Source organism: Corynebacterium sp. 1103A, assembly GCF_055700955.1.
Genome location: NZ_JASTTF010000006.1, coordinates 85,467 through 99,363, shown reverse-complemented (window position 1 = coordinate 99,363; position 13,897 = coordinate 85,467). Strand labels below are relative to the sequence as shown.

Below are 13,897 nucleotides of genomic sequence, written 5' to 3'. Positions count from 1 at the left end.
AAACTTTAAGAACACTTTGTCTCCTAGAACTCCACCCGGGAAGAAAGGAAAGCCCTCGCCATGATCGCATCGCTGCGCGGAGAGGTCATCTCCATCGCGCTAGATCACGCCGTTATCGAATGTCAGGGCGTGGGCTACCTGGTGCACGCTGCCCCGCCCACACTTGGGCGGCTGACCCGCGGGGAGGAGGCTTTCGTGCTGACCTCCATGGTGGTCAAGGAAGACTCCATAACCCTCTACGGCTTCGGCACCGCCGAGGACCGCGAGATGTTCCACCTGCTGCAGTCCGTCTCCGGTCTCGGCCCGAAGCTGGCGTTGGCCGCGCTGTCGGTGCTGGAGGCCAACGAGCTGGCGCAGGCGATTAGCCAGTCGGACGCCAAGCGCCTACAGACCATTCCCGGCGTGGGCAAGCGCATGGCGGAGCGGCTAGCGCTCGAGCTCAAGGACAAGGTGGCCGGCTTCGCCGGGGCCGGTGCGGCCGCGGGCGGCGGCGCGGCTGCCGGCGGGGTGCCCGCGGCCAACGAGCCGGTGGTCCAGCAGGTCACCGAGGCGCTGGTGGGGCTGGGCTTCACGGAAAAGGCCGCGGCCGCGGCCGTCGAGGCAATCATGGCCGAGCAGCCCGATGCCGCCACGCCGGTGGTCCTGCGCAGCGCGCTGGCCCGGCTGGGGAAGAAATAAGTAGGCGCACGCCAGGGTTTGGCGACGGGTAGGGTGTTAGAACATGTCAGATATTGAGCGCACCGAGTTCCAGCTGCCCGACGGGCTGGAGGCCGCGCGCCAGGGCAGCGCGCAGGCCGCGGATCGGCGCAACGACGACGTCGACGGGCACGCCCAGCAGGGCGAGCGCGACATCGAGCGTTCCCTGCGCCCGAAGAGCCTGGACGAGTTCATCGGGCAGCCCAAAGTCCGCGAGCAGCTCTCCCTGGTGTTGCAGGGCGCGAAGAAGCGCGGGGTGACCCCGGACCACGTGCTGCTGTCCGGCCCGCCCGGGTTGGGCAAGACCACCATGGCGATGATCGTCGCCCAGGAGCTGGGCACCAGCCTGCGGATGACCTCGGGCCCGGCTCTCGAGCGCGCCGGCGACTTGGCCGCCATGCTCTCCAACCTCATGGAGGGCGACGTGCTGTTTATCGATGAGATCCACCGCATCGCCCGCCCAGCCGAGGAAATGCTGTACATGGCGATGGAGGACTTCCGGATCGACGTCATCGTGGGCAAGGGCCCGGGTGCGACCTCCATCCCGCTGGAGATCCCGTCGTTCACCCTGGTGGGTGCGACCACCCGCGCCGGCATGTTGACCGGCCCGCTGCGGGACCGCTTCGGTTTCACCGCGCAGATGGAGTTCTACGACACCGCGGATCTTACCCGGGTCATCAAGCGCGCCGCCCAGATCCTCGACGTGGAGATCACGCGGGAGGCGGCGGTGGAGATTGGCTCGCGCTCGCGCGGCACCCCGCGTATTGCCAACCGCCTGCTGCGGCGCGTGCGCGACTTCGCCGAGGTCAACGGCGACGGCGAGATCGACCTGGCGGCCGCCCAGGGCGCCTTGACCGTCTTCGACGTGGATGAGATGGGCCTGGACCGCCTGGACCGGGCAGTGCTCCACGCGCTCATTGAGGGCCACAGCGGCGGGCCCGTCGGCGTGAACACTCTGGCGATCGCCGTGGGGGAGGAGCCCTCCACGGTGGAGGAGGTCTGCGAGCCCTACCTCGTGCGCGCCGGCATGATCGCCCGCACGGGCCGCGGGCGCGTGGCCACAGCGGCGGCCTGGCAACACCTGGGGCTGACCCCGCCCGACGGGGCGATTGGCCTGTTTTAATAGATTCTTGCTGCCCAACGGCGTTTGATTAACAGCTAAACTGAAAAGTCTGGCACACTGGATCGGTATGGAACTAGTACTATTTATCGTCCTCGTTGTCCTTTTAGTTCTGCCCACCTTCTTCGCTATGCGCAAGCAGCGCCAGCGTCAGAAGGAAGTCGCGGCCTTCCAGGCCTCGCTGACCCCGGGCAAGCGCGTCGTGACCGCCGGCGGCATCCACGGCACCGTGACCGCGGTGCGCGAAGGGGATATCGACTTGGAGGTCGCCCGCGGCATGGTAATCACCGTCGACAAGATGGGTATCCTGCGCGCGGCGAATACCGCCCCGAACCCGGTGGGCGACGCCCCGGCCGAGCCGCAGCAGACTGATGTCCACCCCGAAGACAAACCGGTTAACCCGGACGAGAAGAACTAAAAACGCCCACACCCCGGCGAGTCTTATTCCCTCCGCCGCCTGTCGAAGATGGGCCTAGCGCGCCGTCGACAGGCGGATTTATCTATCTTGGTCCCTACTGTGATCGTTGTCATGATCACACCTGGCCCCTTTTCTGGCGACCTGTTGAGGTTTTAGCACGGATATCACGTACCATGATGGATCGTGTTCGCTCCTTTACTTCGTTAAAGGCAGCGATTTTTACTTAGCCCTGTAACTTGCAATGCACAGGAGATTGAATTCGTGTCCGCTCCTCACAAAGGCGCCATCAACAACGCCAGTAGGAAATGGCCCAAGCGCGCCATCATGCTCTTCGTGGTCATTCTGCTGGGGGTGTGGGCGCTCGTATTCTTTACTGGCGATCGCGCCGCCAGCACCAAGCTCGGCATCGACCTGCAGGGTGGTACCCGCGTGACGCTGGTCCCGCAGGGCGAAGAACCCACCCAGGACCAGCTGCAGCAGGCCCGCGAGATTCTGGAACAGCGCGTCAACGGCATGGGCGTGTCCGGCTCCGAGGTGGTCATCAACGGCAACACGCTGGTGATTACCGTCCCGGGCGAGGACACCCAGGAAGCGCAGTCGGTCGGCCAGACCTCCCAGCTGCTCTTCCGCCCGGTGGCCGAACAGCCCACCCCGGACATGACCAAGCTGCTGCCGGAGATGGAAGACATGGCCAACCGTTGGGTGAAATACGGCGTGCTCTCGGAAGACGAGGCAAACCAGTCTCTCAAGCGCGTGACCGACGCCATCAACCAGGCCAACGAGCAGGCCGAGGGGCAGGGGTCCAACAACACCAAGGTGGATGAGAAGAAAGTCAGCGCCGAGCCGCTGCCGGAGCCGGAGAACTCCCTGGAGCAGGCGGAACGCCGCGACGAGATGACCGAGATGCTGCTCGAGGACCGCCAGTCGGAGGACCCGACCACGCTTTCTGCGGCCTCGGCCCTGATGACCTGCACCCAGGACACGGATCCTCTGGCGGGCGCGGACGACCCCGCCAAGCCGCTGGTTACCTGTGACTACTCGCAGGGCATGCCGTACATCCTGGATCCGGCCCCGCTGCTGGACGGCGTCGAGGATCCGAACGGCACCCGCCTGACCGGTTCGGAAATCGACACGGATTCCCCGATCGACGGTGGTCTGAATCCCGAGACCGGCCAGATGCAGATCAGCTTCTCCTTCCAGACCGGCGACGGCCCGAACGGCTCGGCCACCTGGGCGAAGCTGACCGAGGAGTACCTGCAGAAGCAGATCGCCATCACCCTGGACTCCGGAGTCATTTCCGCGCCGCAGATTCAGGGCGCGACCCCGTACGGCTCGGCCACCTCGATCACCGGCGACTTCAGCCAGGAGGAAGCCCAGTCGCTGGCCAACAACCTGCGCTACGGCGCGCTGCCGCTGTCCTTCGTGGGTGAAAACGGTGAGCCGGGCGGCACGACCGAGACGGTCCCGCCGTCGCTGGGCCACGCCGCCCTGCAGGCCGGCCTCATCGCCGGCCTGGTCGGCCTGATTCTGGTCCTGGCCTACTCGATCTACTACTACCGCGCCTTCGCCTTCGTGTCCTTCCTGACGCTGGTCGGCGCCATGGCCCTGACCTACGGCTCCCTGGTGCTGCTGGGCCGCTGGGTCGGCTACTCGCTGGACCTGTCCGGCATCGCCGGCCTAGTCATCGGTGTCGGCGCCATGGCTGACTCTTTCGTGGTCTACTACGAACGCATCAAGGACGAGATCCTGGAAGGCCGCACCTTCCGCTCGGCCACCACCAAGGCCTGGGAGCGGGCGCGGACCACCATCGTCACCGGTAACGCGGTGACACTAATCGGTTCCGTGGTCGTCTACTTCCTGGCCATCGGCGAGGTCAAGGGCTTTGCCTTCACCCTGGGGCTGACCACCGTCTTCGACCTAGTCGTCTCCTTCCTCATCACTGCGCCGCTGATGATGCTGGCCGCCCGCAAGCCGGTCTTTGCCAAGCCGTCCATGAACGGCCTGGGCGGCATCTTCTCGCTGGCTGAGGAAAACCGGGCGAAGGGCCACTATGGCAAGACGCATTCGCGCGGCGAACAGACTGCGGATACTTCAGACACGACGCCTGGGCAGACCGAGCGCACCGCGCGTGGCAAGCACACCGCGCGTAATAAGCGCACCGAGCAGGGCGAGGAGAACAACTAATGGCTAAGAACAAGATTTCCCGTTTGGATCGCCTCTACTCCGACGAGGGCGGTATCGACTTCATCGGCCGGACCAAGCTGTGGTACTCGATCACCATCGGCCTGCTGGTCGTGTCCATAGCCGCGATCCTCATCCGCGGCTTCAGCCTCTCGCTGGACTTCGAGGGCGGTACCACCGTAACCATGCCGGCCGCGGATCTGGTGGAAGAGGAGGTCGGCCAGACCTTCGAGGAAGCTACCGGCGTGGAGCCCGAGCAGGTCCAGATCGTCGGCTCCGGCGCCTCAGAGACGCTGGAGATCACCTCCGAGCGGCTGAGCCAGGAGCAGGTCGACAGCGCCCGCCAGGCCATCTACGAGGAGTACCAGCCGGAAAACGCCGAGGGCGAAGCCACCCCGGACGCCATCGGCACCTCCACCGTGTCTGAGTCCTGGGGCTCCTCGATTACCGAGCGCATGATCATCGCGATGCTGGTCTTCCTCATCGCGGCGACGGTGTACGTGGCTATCCGCCTGCAACGCACGATGGCTTTCGCGGCTATCCTCGCGCTGATCGTTGACGGCGTCATCATCGCCGGCATCTACGCCCTGTTCGGGCTCGAGGTTTCCCCGGCGGTCATCATCGGTCTGCTGACCGTCCTGACGTTCTCCATCTACGACTCCGTCATCGTCTTCGATAAGGTCAACGAGAACACCCAGGGCATTTTGGGGCAGCGCAAACACACCTACGGCGAACAGGCCAACCTGGCCATCAACCAGACGGTGATGCGTTCGATTTCCACCTCCGTGATTTCGGCGCTGCCGATTATCGCCCTGTTCGTGGTCGCGGTCTGGCTGATGGGCATCGGCACGCTCAAGGATCTGGCGCTCATCCAGCTCATCGGTGTCATCGAGGGCATTTTCTCCTCGCTGTTCCTGGCCACCCCGTTGCTGGTCAGCATGGTCAACCGGAAGAAGGAGTTCCGCCGGCACAACGCCGAGGTGGAGCGCTACCGCTCCGGCGAGGTTGATGAGGACGCCCCGGCTGAGGAAGGCGGCGCGAAGCGCACCGTGGCCTCCCCGGTCACAGCCTCGGCCAACGACGACATCGCCGAGCCCGACGAGGACCACGGCCCGCGCCCGGGCGAAGGCACTTCCGGTTCCGGCGCCACCTGGCGCCCGGGGCAGTAGCCCGGCCGAGGTAGTTCACCGTCAGTTTCTTTCCCCGGGGCATTGCACCCCGGGTTTTCTAATTGCTAGTTCCAGGTAGGAGTAATCCCGTCATGGGAAGTGGAGTCAAGAAATACCCAGCGCTGGGGCGGCTGGCAGCCGCGGCAGTGGCCACCAGCCTAACCCTAGGCCTGGCGGCGTGTGGGCAGAGCGACGAGCCCGCCGAGGAAGAAGGTAAGGCCTCCAGCGACCACTTTGGCTACCAGACCTCCTCGGAGCTGGTGACCACCAACGCCGGCACCGCCTTCGGCTCGGCCGGCAGCGTGGCGCAGCTGTCCAGCCGCCTGTACCCGGCCGCCTTCGTGCCGGGCCCGCGCGGCCAGATGATCCCCAACACGGACCTGGTCAATACCCAGGAGCTAAATCCAGGTTCTGAGGACGAGTCCAAGTCGGTGGTCTACACGCTCAGCGATGACGCGCAATTCTCCGACGGCCAGCCGGTGACCTGCGTGGACTACCTGCTGGCGTACACGGCCGGCGCCATGCAGGAAACCTTCGGCTCCCACATGCCGCTGGCCCACGACATCCAGCAGTTCAAGTGCGCGCCGGAGAACAAGGTCTTCGAGGTGGTCTTCGCGCCCGGCACGGGCCAGCGCTGGCGCGGCCTGTTCGGGCCGGGCACGGTCATGCCGGCCCACGCCATCGCCAAGAAGGTGGGGATGGACTCCCAGGAGCTGACCAACGCCTTATACTCGCAGGATCCCACGGTGCTGGAGGAGGTCGCGCGCATCTGGCGCTTCGACTTCCAGCTGGCCGAATTCGATCCGGAGCTGCAGGTCTCCTTCGGCCCGTACGTCATCGACCACTTCGGTGAAAGCGGGGAAGTGGTCTTGGAACGCAACCCCCACTTCTTCGGCGACGAGGCCGAAATCGCCCCGGTGGCCGTCTGGCCCGCGGACGCGGATTCCGGTGCGCTGAAGGACGCCGGGACCCTCGGTGTGGTCGACTCCCGTGAGGCGAACCCCGCCTGGCTGGACCGCGACGCGGACGATAACCCCTACGAGATCGAACCGGTTGTCGGCGATCTGACCGAGTCGCTGGTCCTGTCGGAGTACGGTCTATTCGACCAGGAAGAACCGCGGCGGGCGTTTTCCGAGTGCATCGACCAGGCCGCGCTCGCCAAGCTCAGCTCCACCGAATCCGGGGTGGAGGTCCCGCCCGTCTACCAGCACGTGCTGCGGCACAACGACCCCATCAGCAAGTACTTGAAGCGGGCCACCGAGCCGCACGTGGGCACCGACCACGCCATCGCGCAGACGCTGAGCGGGCAGACCATCCGCATCGGTTACCTAGGCCCCAACGAGCGCCTTGCCGCCATGGTGGAAAAGATCGCGGAGACCTGCCAGTCGGCCGGGATCACGATCGAGGACGTGAGCGCGGAAAACACCTCGCAGTACATGCTCAACCCGGACCCGGAAACAGGTATGCCGGCTATCGACGCCTTCTTGGGCCCCATCGATCCACTCACGGAGTTCTCGACCGTGGAGCCGCGGATTTCGAACGTGGAGGAGCTCAACAAGGCCGAGGCTGAGCAGTGGCAGACGGTGCGGACCATCCCGCTGGCCGCCCAGCCGAAGACCTTCGTGGTCCGCAACGATGTCAAACACGTGGTACCGTACACTGGGTTGTCGGGAATCGGTTGGAATATGGACAGGTGGGCGCTGATCCCCGAAGGCGCCACTGAATCGAAATCGAAGGATAATTAAGTGAGTTCTGAGTACTCCAACGCTAATGAAGCCCTACAAGACAAGATCCGCTACGTCCAGGATTTCCCGGAGCCGGGCGTCCTCTTCGAAGACCTGACCCCAGTGCTGGCGGACGCGGATGCCTTCAGCGTCGTGGTCGACGGCCTGGCCGAGGCCTGCGAGGAACTCGGCGCCGAGATGATCGGTGGGTTGGATGCCCGCGGGTTCCTGTTGGGCTCGGCTGTCGCCTACAAGATGGGCGTGGGGATCCTGGCCATCCGCAAGGCGGGCAAGCTGCCGCCACCGGTCCTACACACCGAGTACGAGCTGGAGTATGGCACCGCCGCGTTGGAGATTCCCGCCAACGGCGCGGAGCTCAAGGGCAAGAAGATTGCCCTGGTCGATGACGTTCTGGCCACCGGCGGCACCCTCTTTGGCGCCCGCCAGCTGCTGGAACAGGCCGGCGCCGAGGTCGTTGGCAACGTCGTGGTCATCGAGGTCGACAGCCTGGGCGGGCGCGAGCGGCTTGCGGGAACGCCTTTGGTGGTCTTACGCACACCTGAGGAGAATTAAGCGCTAGACTGAACTAATTAGTAGTTTAGTTCGGAAAGGGGCGCGTAATGACTCACGATAAACCGGCGAAACGCCCCGCTGGGTCGAGCATGCGCAGCATGTCCGCTCGCCTGGCTCGTTCCCTGACGGGTGGGCGGACCAAGGTTAATCCGGTCTTGGAGCCTTTGCTGTCCATCCACCGCGAGTTCCATCCGCGGGCAGACGTGGAGCTGCTGAACAACGCCTACGAAACCGCCGAGCGCCTGCACGAGGGCGTGATGCGCAAGTCGGGGGATCCGTATATTACGCACCCGCTGGCGGTGGCTACCATCGCCGCGGAGATCGGCATGGACACCACCACGGTGGCCGCCGCTCTCCTGCACGACACGGTGGAGGACACGGACTATTCCCTCGAGGACCTGACCGGTGATTTCGGCCCCGAGGTCGCCCGGCTCGTCGACGGCGTGACGAAGCTGGACAAGGTCGCGCTGGGCGCTGCCGCTGAGGCGGAGACCATCCGCAAGATGATCGTGGCCATGGCCCAAGACCCGCGTGTGCTGGTCATCAAGGTCGCCGACCGCCTGCACAACATGCGCACCATGCGCTTCCTGCCGCCGGAGAAGCAGGCGAAAAAGGCCCGCCAGACCCTCGACGTCATCGCCCCGTTGGCGCACCGCCTGGGCATGGCGAGCGTTAAGTGGGAGCTCGAGGACCTGGCGTTTGCCATCCTGTACCCGAAGAAGTACGACGAGATCGTGCGCATGGTGGCCGCCCGCGCCCCGTCGCGCGACCGCGCGTTGAAGCAGATCAAGGAAGAGGTCGGCGCCGCGCTCAAGGAGAACGGCATCCAGGCTGAGGTGATGGGCCGGCCGAAGCACTACTGGTCCATCTACCAGAAGATGATCGTGCGCGGCCGCGACTTCGACGAGATCTTTGACCTGGTGGGTATCCGCATCCTGGTCGAGGGCATCAACAGCTGTTACGCCGCCATCGGCGTTGTCCACGCCCTCTACTCGGCGCTGCCGGGCCGGTTCAAGGACTATATCTCCTCGCCGCGCTTCGGCGTCTACCAGTCGCTGCACACCACGGTGCTGGCCGACGGCGGCTCCTCGCTGGAGGTGCAGGTGCGCACGCACGAGATGCACTACAACGCCGAGTTCGGCGTGGCTGCGCACTGGCGCTACAAGGAGACCAAGGGTAAAAACTCGGGCCACCAGGAAGAGGTCGACCAGATGGCGTGGATGCGCCAGCTGCTCGACTGGCAGAAGGAAGCCGCCGATCCGAACGACTTCCTGGACTCCCTGCGCTACGACCTGTCCGCCAAGCAGATTTTCGCGTTCACCCCGAAGGGGGATGTCATCAACCTGCCGGCCGGGTCCACGCCGGTCGACTTCGCCTACGCGGTGCACACCGAAGTTGGTCACCGCTGTATCGGGGCGAAGGTCAACGGCAAGCTGGTGGCGCTGGAGTCTACGCTGAAATCCGGCGACAAGGTTGAGATCTTTACCTCCAAGGACGCCAACGCCGGCCCGTCGCGTGACTGGCAGGAGTTTTTGGTCTCGCCGCGCGCGAAGGCGAAGGTGCGCCAGTGGTTCGCCAAGGAGCGCCGGGAAGAGCACCTCGAGGCCGGCCGCGATGCCCTGGCCACGGAGGTCCAGCGCGGCGGCTTGCCGCTTTACCGGCTGTTTACGGCCAGCTCGATGAAGCAGGTGGCCAAGCAGCTGCACTACCCGGACGTGGATTCGCTGTACACGGCCATCGGCTCGGGCAATGTCTCCGCCCAGCACGTGGCCAACCAGCTGACCTCCCTGTTCGGCGACCGAGACGACGCCGTCGAGGCCCTAGCGGACCGCACCCCGCTGTCGGCGCTGGAGAATTCCCGCACCAAGGAGACGGAGGATTCCTCCTCGGGCACCGGCATCCTGGTGGAAGGTAGCCCGGACGTGATGGCCAAGATGGCCAAGTGCTGCCAGCCCGTCCCCGGCGACGAGATCTTCGGTTTTGTCACCCGCGGTGGCGGGGTCTCCGTGCACCGCGTGGACTGCACCAACGCGGAAAAATTGCGCAGCCAGCCGGAGCGCATGATGGAGGTATCCTGGGCCACGGGCAGTTCCGCCTCGGGCGCTTTTGCCGCCACGCTGCAGCTGGAGGCGCTGGACCGCCAGGGCCTACTGTTCGAGATCACGCGGATCTTTAGCGATCAGAATCTGAACGTACTGTCGATGACCTCGAACCGTGGCGACGATCACATCGCGACACTGAAGTTCACCTTCTCGGTCTCCGACACCAAGCAGCTGGGCCAGCTGATGACCACGCTGCGCAATACCGAGGGCGTCTTCGACGTCTACCGCGTCACCGCGTAGGCTCGCGCGCACCGCGGGGCCAGCGACCAAAGAAATAGCGACAGGGGAGAGCGCAGTGCCCCCGTCCGGTGACTGGCAGGTGAATTCTTCGCCGCGGTCCGGTTAACGCCGCAGGGGAAGCCGCGGCCCAACTTCGCGGGCGCTGCGCCGGCTTGGTTACGGGGTTATAAAGGGACTTGTCTCTAATCCCTTTCCCAAGTCTCGCAGGAGAACTCCCATGAGTAACTTCCGTCGCATTGGCCGCCTTGTGGCGGCTACCACCGTCACCGCCGTCGCCCTCCAGGGCGCTCCGGCCGCCTTCGCCGAGGACAAGGTCAGCTTCTCGGTGTCTAACTTCACCGACTTCCACGGCCACCTGGAAGAAGCCGATCCGGAGCTCGGTGCGGCCAAGTTGATGAGCCTGGTCGAGCAGGTCAACCAGGACCAGGACTACGACCTGACCACTTCGGGCGATAACGTTGGCGGCTCCGCGTTCGTCTCCGCCATCACCGATGACGAGTACACCCTGCAGGTCCTCAATGCCATGGGCGTGGAGGCCAGCGCCGTGGGTAACCACGAGTTCGACCAGGGCTTTGACGACCTGACCGACCGCATCATCCCGAAGTCCGAGTACCCGGTGCTGGGCGCCAACGTCCTCAAGAATGGCGAGCCGGCGATGGAAGCTTCCCACGTGTCTGAGATCGACGGCGTCAAGGTCGGCTACGTGGGCACCGTGACCCAGCTGACCGCCGAAAAGGTCGCGCCGAGCGCCATCGAGGGAATCACCTTCTCCGACCCGGTGGAGGCCACCAACAAGGAGGCCACCCGCCTGAAGGAGTCCGGCGAGGCCGACATCGTCGTGGCGCTGATGCACGAGGACGCCGAACAGTACGCCGAGGGCTTCAACAACGACGTGGACGTCCTCTTCGGCGGTGACTCCCACGTGCGCTCCCAGGGCACCGTCGAGCGCGACGGCGCGCTGCCGCTGCACTGGGCCCAGGGCCACGAGTACGGCAAGGTGCTCAACGACGTGGACTTTACCTACGACAAGACCGCCGGCGAGCTCACTGACGTGGAGCTGACCCAGTACGACTACTCGGATGCAGCGGCCCTGGAGCCGAACGCAGAGATCACGGGCCTGGTGGAGGAGGCCAAAAACAAGGCTGCGGAGAAGGGCGCCGAGGAAGCCGGCGAGACCCCGCAGGCCATGTTCCGCGGCTCCGATGAGGGCAAGGAGCCCGGCTCCAACCGCGGAGTCGAGTCCACTCTGAACAACTTCATCGCCGAGGGGCAGCGCGTGAGCATGTCCAAGCAGGTCGACAAGGACATCGACCTGGGCCTGATGAATGCCGGCGGCGTGCGCGCCGACCTCAAGGGCGGCACGGTGACCTACCAGGACATCTTCGAGGTCCAGCCGTTTGGCAACTCTATTGCCTACGGCACCATCACCGGCCAGGACCTGGTCGACGCCTTGGAGAACCAGTGGCAGCCGGGCAACTCCCGCCCGCGCCTGGCACTCGGCCTGTCGGCGAACGTCTCCGTCGCCTACGACCCGCAGGCGGAGCAGGGCCAGCGCGTCCAGTCGGTCATCATCAACGGCGAGCCGCTCGACCGGGAGAAGAACTACACCGTGGCACTGTCGACCTTCCTGGCCGGCGGCGGTGATGGCTTCTTCAAGGAGGACCAGGTCAAGGACATCGTGGACGTGGGCTACATGGACACCCGGGCGATGATCGATTACATCGCCAGCGGCGAGGCCGACGTGCGTACCGGCCAGGGCCAGGTCGGCGTGCACTTGTCCGGCGAGCCGAAGACCGGTGAGAAGCTGACCGTGGAGCTTTCCTCCCTCAACTACACCAGCGAGGGCGAGCCGATGGCCAAGACCGCCACCGTCTCCCTGGGTGAGGCAACCGCCGAGGCCGAGATTGACAACGCTCGCCAGGACGGCGACGACCAGATGGGTGAGCGCGGCCGCGCCACCGTCGAGCTGACCGTCCCGGAGGGCCTTTCCGGCGAGCAGGAGCTCAAGGTCACCACCGACCAGGGCACCGAGGTCATCATCCCGGTCACCGTGGCCTCCGCCGACGGCAACGGAGGCGATGACACCGACGACGACACCGACGACGACGGCTCCAGCCAGAGCTCCACCTCCAGCCTGAGCTCCGGCTCCAGTGATTCGCTGCTGTCCTCGGTGGGTATTGGCGCGGGCGTTATCGCCGCCCTCGTCGCCGGCCTGATGGGCGCGGTTGGTACCGGCATCATCACGCTGCCGGCCCCGGTCCGCAAGATGATTGAGGACCTGCGCAAGCAGTTCGGCCTCTAAGCCCGACACCGCGCGGCCCAAACACCAGCGCGACCAATAACGCCAAGGCCCTGGGGATTACCCAGGGCCTTTGTTCGCACTACCGCAGCCAAGCACCAACCGACCAGCGTCTCCGTATCCGTACCTATCAGCGACTAAGCTAGTGCACGTGAGTTGGCAGCAAATTCTACTGGACGAGGCCTATTACCAGCTGGGGCTGGAGTGGCACCGCATCCCTATCGTCATCCTGGCGTCGATCGGCATCTACCTGGCGTTCATGCTCTTGGTGAAGGTCTTCGGTTCCCGCGTGCTGACTTCCATGACTGCTTCCGATGCCGTCATTATCATCATGTTCGGCGCCGTGGCCGGCCGCGTCATCGTGGGCGTGCCGCCGTCACTGGCCGCCGGCGTCCTAGGCCTGGCCACGCTCATGGGCCTGGAGGCTGCCTTCGGCGTGCTGCGCAACGCTGTGGGCTGGTCCCGGTTCATCGACCGCAAGCCCATCCTCATCATGCACCATGGGGAGAAGATCGAAGCCAACGCCGATTTCGCCCACGTCAGCGACACTGATATCTATTCGGCCATCCGCAAAGCCGGCCTCGGCAGCACGCAGGAAGTCCAAGCCATGATCCTGGAACCCACCGGGCAAATCGCCGTCATCCAAGAAGGCAAGAGCATGGACCCTGACGTCTTCCGCGATGTTAAAGGATTCGGCGAAGAATAGAGCGCAGCGTGGTACGGAAAAGCGGAAAACCGAACAGACAACTAACCCGAGCCAAGGGATAAAAATACCCCGTGGATAAAACCACGGGGTATTAAACGTGCTAGCTAGCAGCTAGTACAAACCGAATTACTTCATGCCCGGGACGTCGATGTGCTTGCTGATGAAAGCGAAGATGGAGCCCAGCACACCGATAACGGCGCTGACAACGCCGATCCAAGCCTTGATTTCGTCCGGATCGACGTCCTTGTCCTCGCTGGAGGACAGGTCGCCAATGGAGGAACCGGAGTCGTCGTTCTTGTCCTTGTCGCCGCCGGTCTGGTCTTCGTTGTTCTGGCCGTCTTCGTTGTTGCCAGCCTCGCCGGCGGCCTCGACACCCTGCTCCTGCGGGTTCTCTTCGGCGGTGGCAACGTTGACGCCAGCGAAGGAAACGGCGATAGCGGTTGCACCAGCAACCAGGGACTTACGGGAGAAAAGCTTCATTGTCAAAATCCTTAGATTCCGTGGAGTACTTGCAGACGTTACAAATAGTAGCGATACGGGCAGGGGTTTGCAAGAGCTGTTTAAGGAAACTGTCAATTGAAGTCCCAATCGTAGAGTTCTTAGTGAATCTAGAACCGCAGGTAAACAGCTGGTTAATTGGTGGCACCTAAAGAACAGCTAAGAAACAAC

The 13,897-nt window shown here is 64.5% G+C and carries 11 protein-coding genes; 10 read left to right on the top strand and 1 reads right to left on the bottom strand.

Translation table 11 applies throughout. The features are described 5' to 3' along the window. Positions 1-60: 60 nt before the first annotated feature. The 10 genes from ruvA to QQS52_RS06170 all read left to right on the top strand — a co-directional run bounded on the left by ruvA (position 61) and on the right by QQS52_RS06170 (position 13,228). Positions 61-678, top strand: coding sequence for a Holliday junction branch migration protein RuvA (gene ruvA / locus QQS52_RS06215; RefSeq protein WP_472773058.1), 618 nt, complete (start codon positions 61-63; stop codon positions 676-678). Positions 679-721: 43 nt separating this feature from the next. Beyond that, complete coding sequence (ruvB, locus tag QQS52_RS06210; protein ID WP_472773057.1) at positions 722-1,819, top strand: Holliday junction branch migration DNA helicase RuvB; 1,098 nt, start codon at positions 722-724, stop codon at positions 1,817-1,819. A 67-nt stretch (positions 1,820-1,886) separates the two neighbouring features. Next, positions 1,887-2,234 (top strand): preprotein translocase subunit YajC, encoded by a 348-nt coding sequence (gene yajC, locus QQS52_RS06205; RefSeq protein WP_296202569.1) that lies wholly within the window; start codon positions 1,887-1,889, stop codon positions 2,232-2,234. A 324-nt stretch (positions 2,235-2,558) separates the two neighbouring features. Then, positions 2,559-4,418: a protein translocase subunit SecD gene (gene secD / locus QQS52_RS06200; protein WP_472773089.1), complete on the top strand. Its 1,860-nt coding sequence runs from the start codon at positions 2,559-2,561 to the stop codon at positions 4,416-4,418. After that, positions 4,418-5,584: a protein translocase subunit SecF gene (gene secF / locus QQS52_RS06195; RefSeq protein WP_296202571.1), complete on the top strand. Its 1,167-nt coding sequence runs from the start codon at positions 4,418-4,420 to the stop codon at positions 5,582-5,584. Before secD ends, secF begins: the two co-directional genes overlap by 1 nt. Positions 5,585-5,676: 92 nt before the next feature. Further along, positions 5,677-7,329 (top strand): ABC transporter substrate-binding protein, encoded by a 1,653-nt coding sequence (locus tag QQS52_RS06190; RefSeq protein WP_472773056.1) that lies wholly within the window; start codon positions 5,677-5,679, stop codon positions 7,327-7,329. Further along, the gene (locus QQS52_RS06185; protein ID WP_472773055.1) at positions 7,330-7,881 is read left to right on the top strand and encodes an adenine phosphoribosyltransferase; all 552 of its coding nucleotides are present in this window, start codon (positions 7,330-7,332) and stop codon (positions 7,879-7,881) included. Between the two features lie 47 nt (positions 7,882-7,928). Beyond that, on the top strand, positions 7,929-10,223 hold the full coding sequence (locus tag QQS52_RS06180; protein WP_472773054.1) for a RelA/SpoT family protein: 2,295 nt from the start codon (positions 7,929-7,931) through the stop codon (positions 10,221-10,223). A gap of 217 nt (positions 10,224-10,440) precedes the next feature. Continuing rightward, complete coding sequence (locus tag QQS52_RS06175; RefSeq protein ID WP_472773053.1) at positions 10,441-12,525, top strand: bifunctional metallophosphatase/5'-nucleotidase; 2,085 nt, start codon at positions 10,441-10,443, stop codon at positions 12,523-12,525. Positions 12,526-12,673: 148 nt separating this feature from the next. Next, a complete protein-coding gene (locus QQS52_RS06170) occupies positions 12,674-13,228 on the top strand; it encodes a DUF421 domain-containing protein (RefSeq protein ID WP_472773052.1) in 555 nt (184 codons plus the stop codon). A 126-nt stretch (positions 13,229-13,354) separates the two neighbouring features. Here QQS52_RS06170 and QQS52_RS06165 read toward each other — a convergent pair whose 3' ends face one another. Continuing rightward, positions 13,355-13,708, bottom strand: coding sequence for a hypothetical protein (locus tag QQS52_RS06165; RefSeq protein ID WP_472773051.1), 354 nt, complete (start codon positions 13,706-13,708; stop codon positions 13,355-13,357). Between the last annotated feature and the right edge of the window lie 189 nt (positions 13,709-13,897).

Coding starts and splice junctions, on each gene's coding strand:
- ruvA (WP_472773058.1), top strand. CDS start 61: ATGATCGCATCGCTGCGCGGAGAGGTCATCTCCATCGCGCTAGATCAC.
- ruvB (WP_472773057.1), top strand. CDS start 722: ATGTCAGATATTGAGCGCACCGAGTTCCAGCTGCCCGACGGGCTGGAG.
- yajC (WP_296202569.1), top strand. CDS start 1,887: ATGGAACTAGTACTATTTATCGTCCTCGTTGTCCTTTTAGTTCTGCCC.
- secD (WP_472773089.1), top strand. CDS start 2,559: ATGCTCTTCGTGGTCATTCTGCTGGGGGTGTGGGCGCTCGTATTCTTT.
- secF (WP_296202571.1), top strand. CDS start 4,418: ATGGCTAAGAACAAGATTTCCCGTTTGGATCGCCTCTACTCCGACGAG.
- QQS52_RS06190 (WP_472773056.1), top strand. CDS start 5,677: ATGGGAAGTGGAGTCAAGAAATACCCAGCGCTGGGGCGGCTGGCAGCC.
- QQS52_RS06180 (WP_472773054.1), top strand. CDS start 7,929: ATGACTCACGATAAACCGGCGAAACGCCCCGCTGGGTCGAGCATGCGC.
- QQS52_RS06175 (WP_472773053.1), top strand. CDS start 10,441: ATGAGTAACTTCCGTCGCATTGGCCGCCTTGTGGCGGCTACCACCGTC.
- QQS52_RS06165 (WP_472773051.1), bottom strand. CDS start 13,708: ATGAAGCTTTTCTCCCGTAAGTCCCTGGTTGCTGGTGCAACCGCTATC.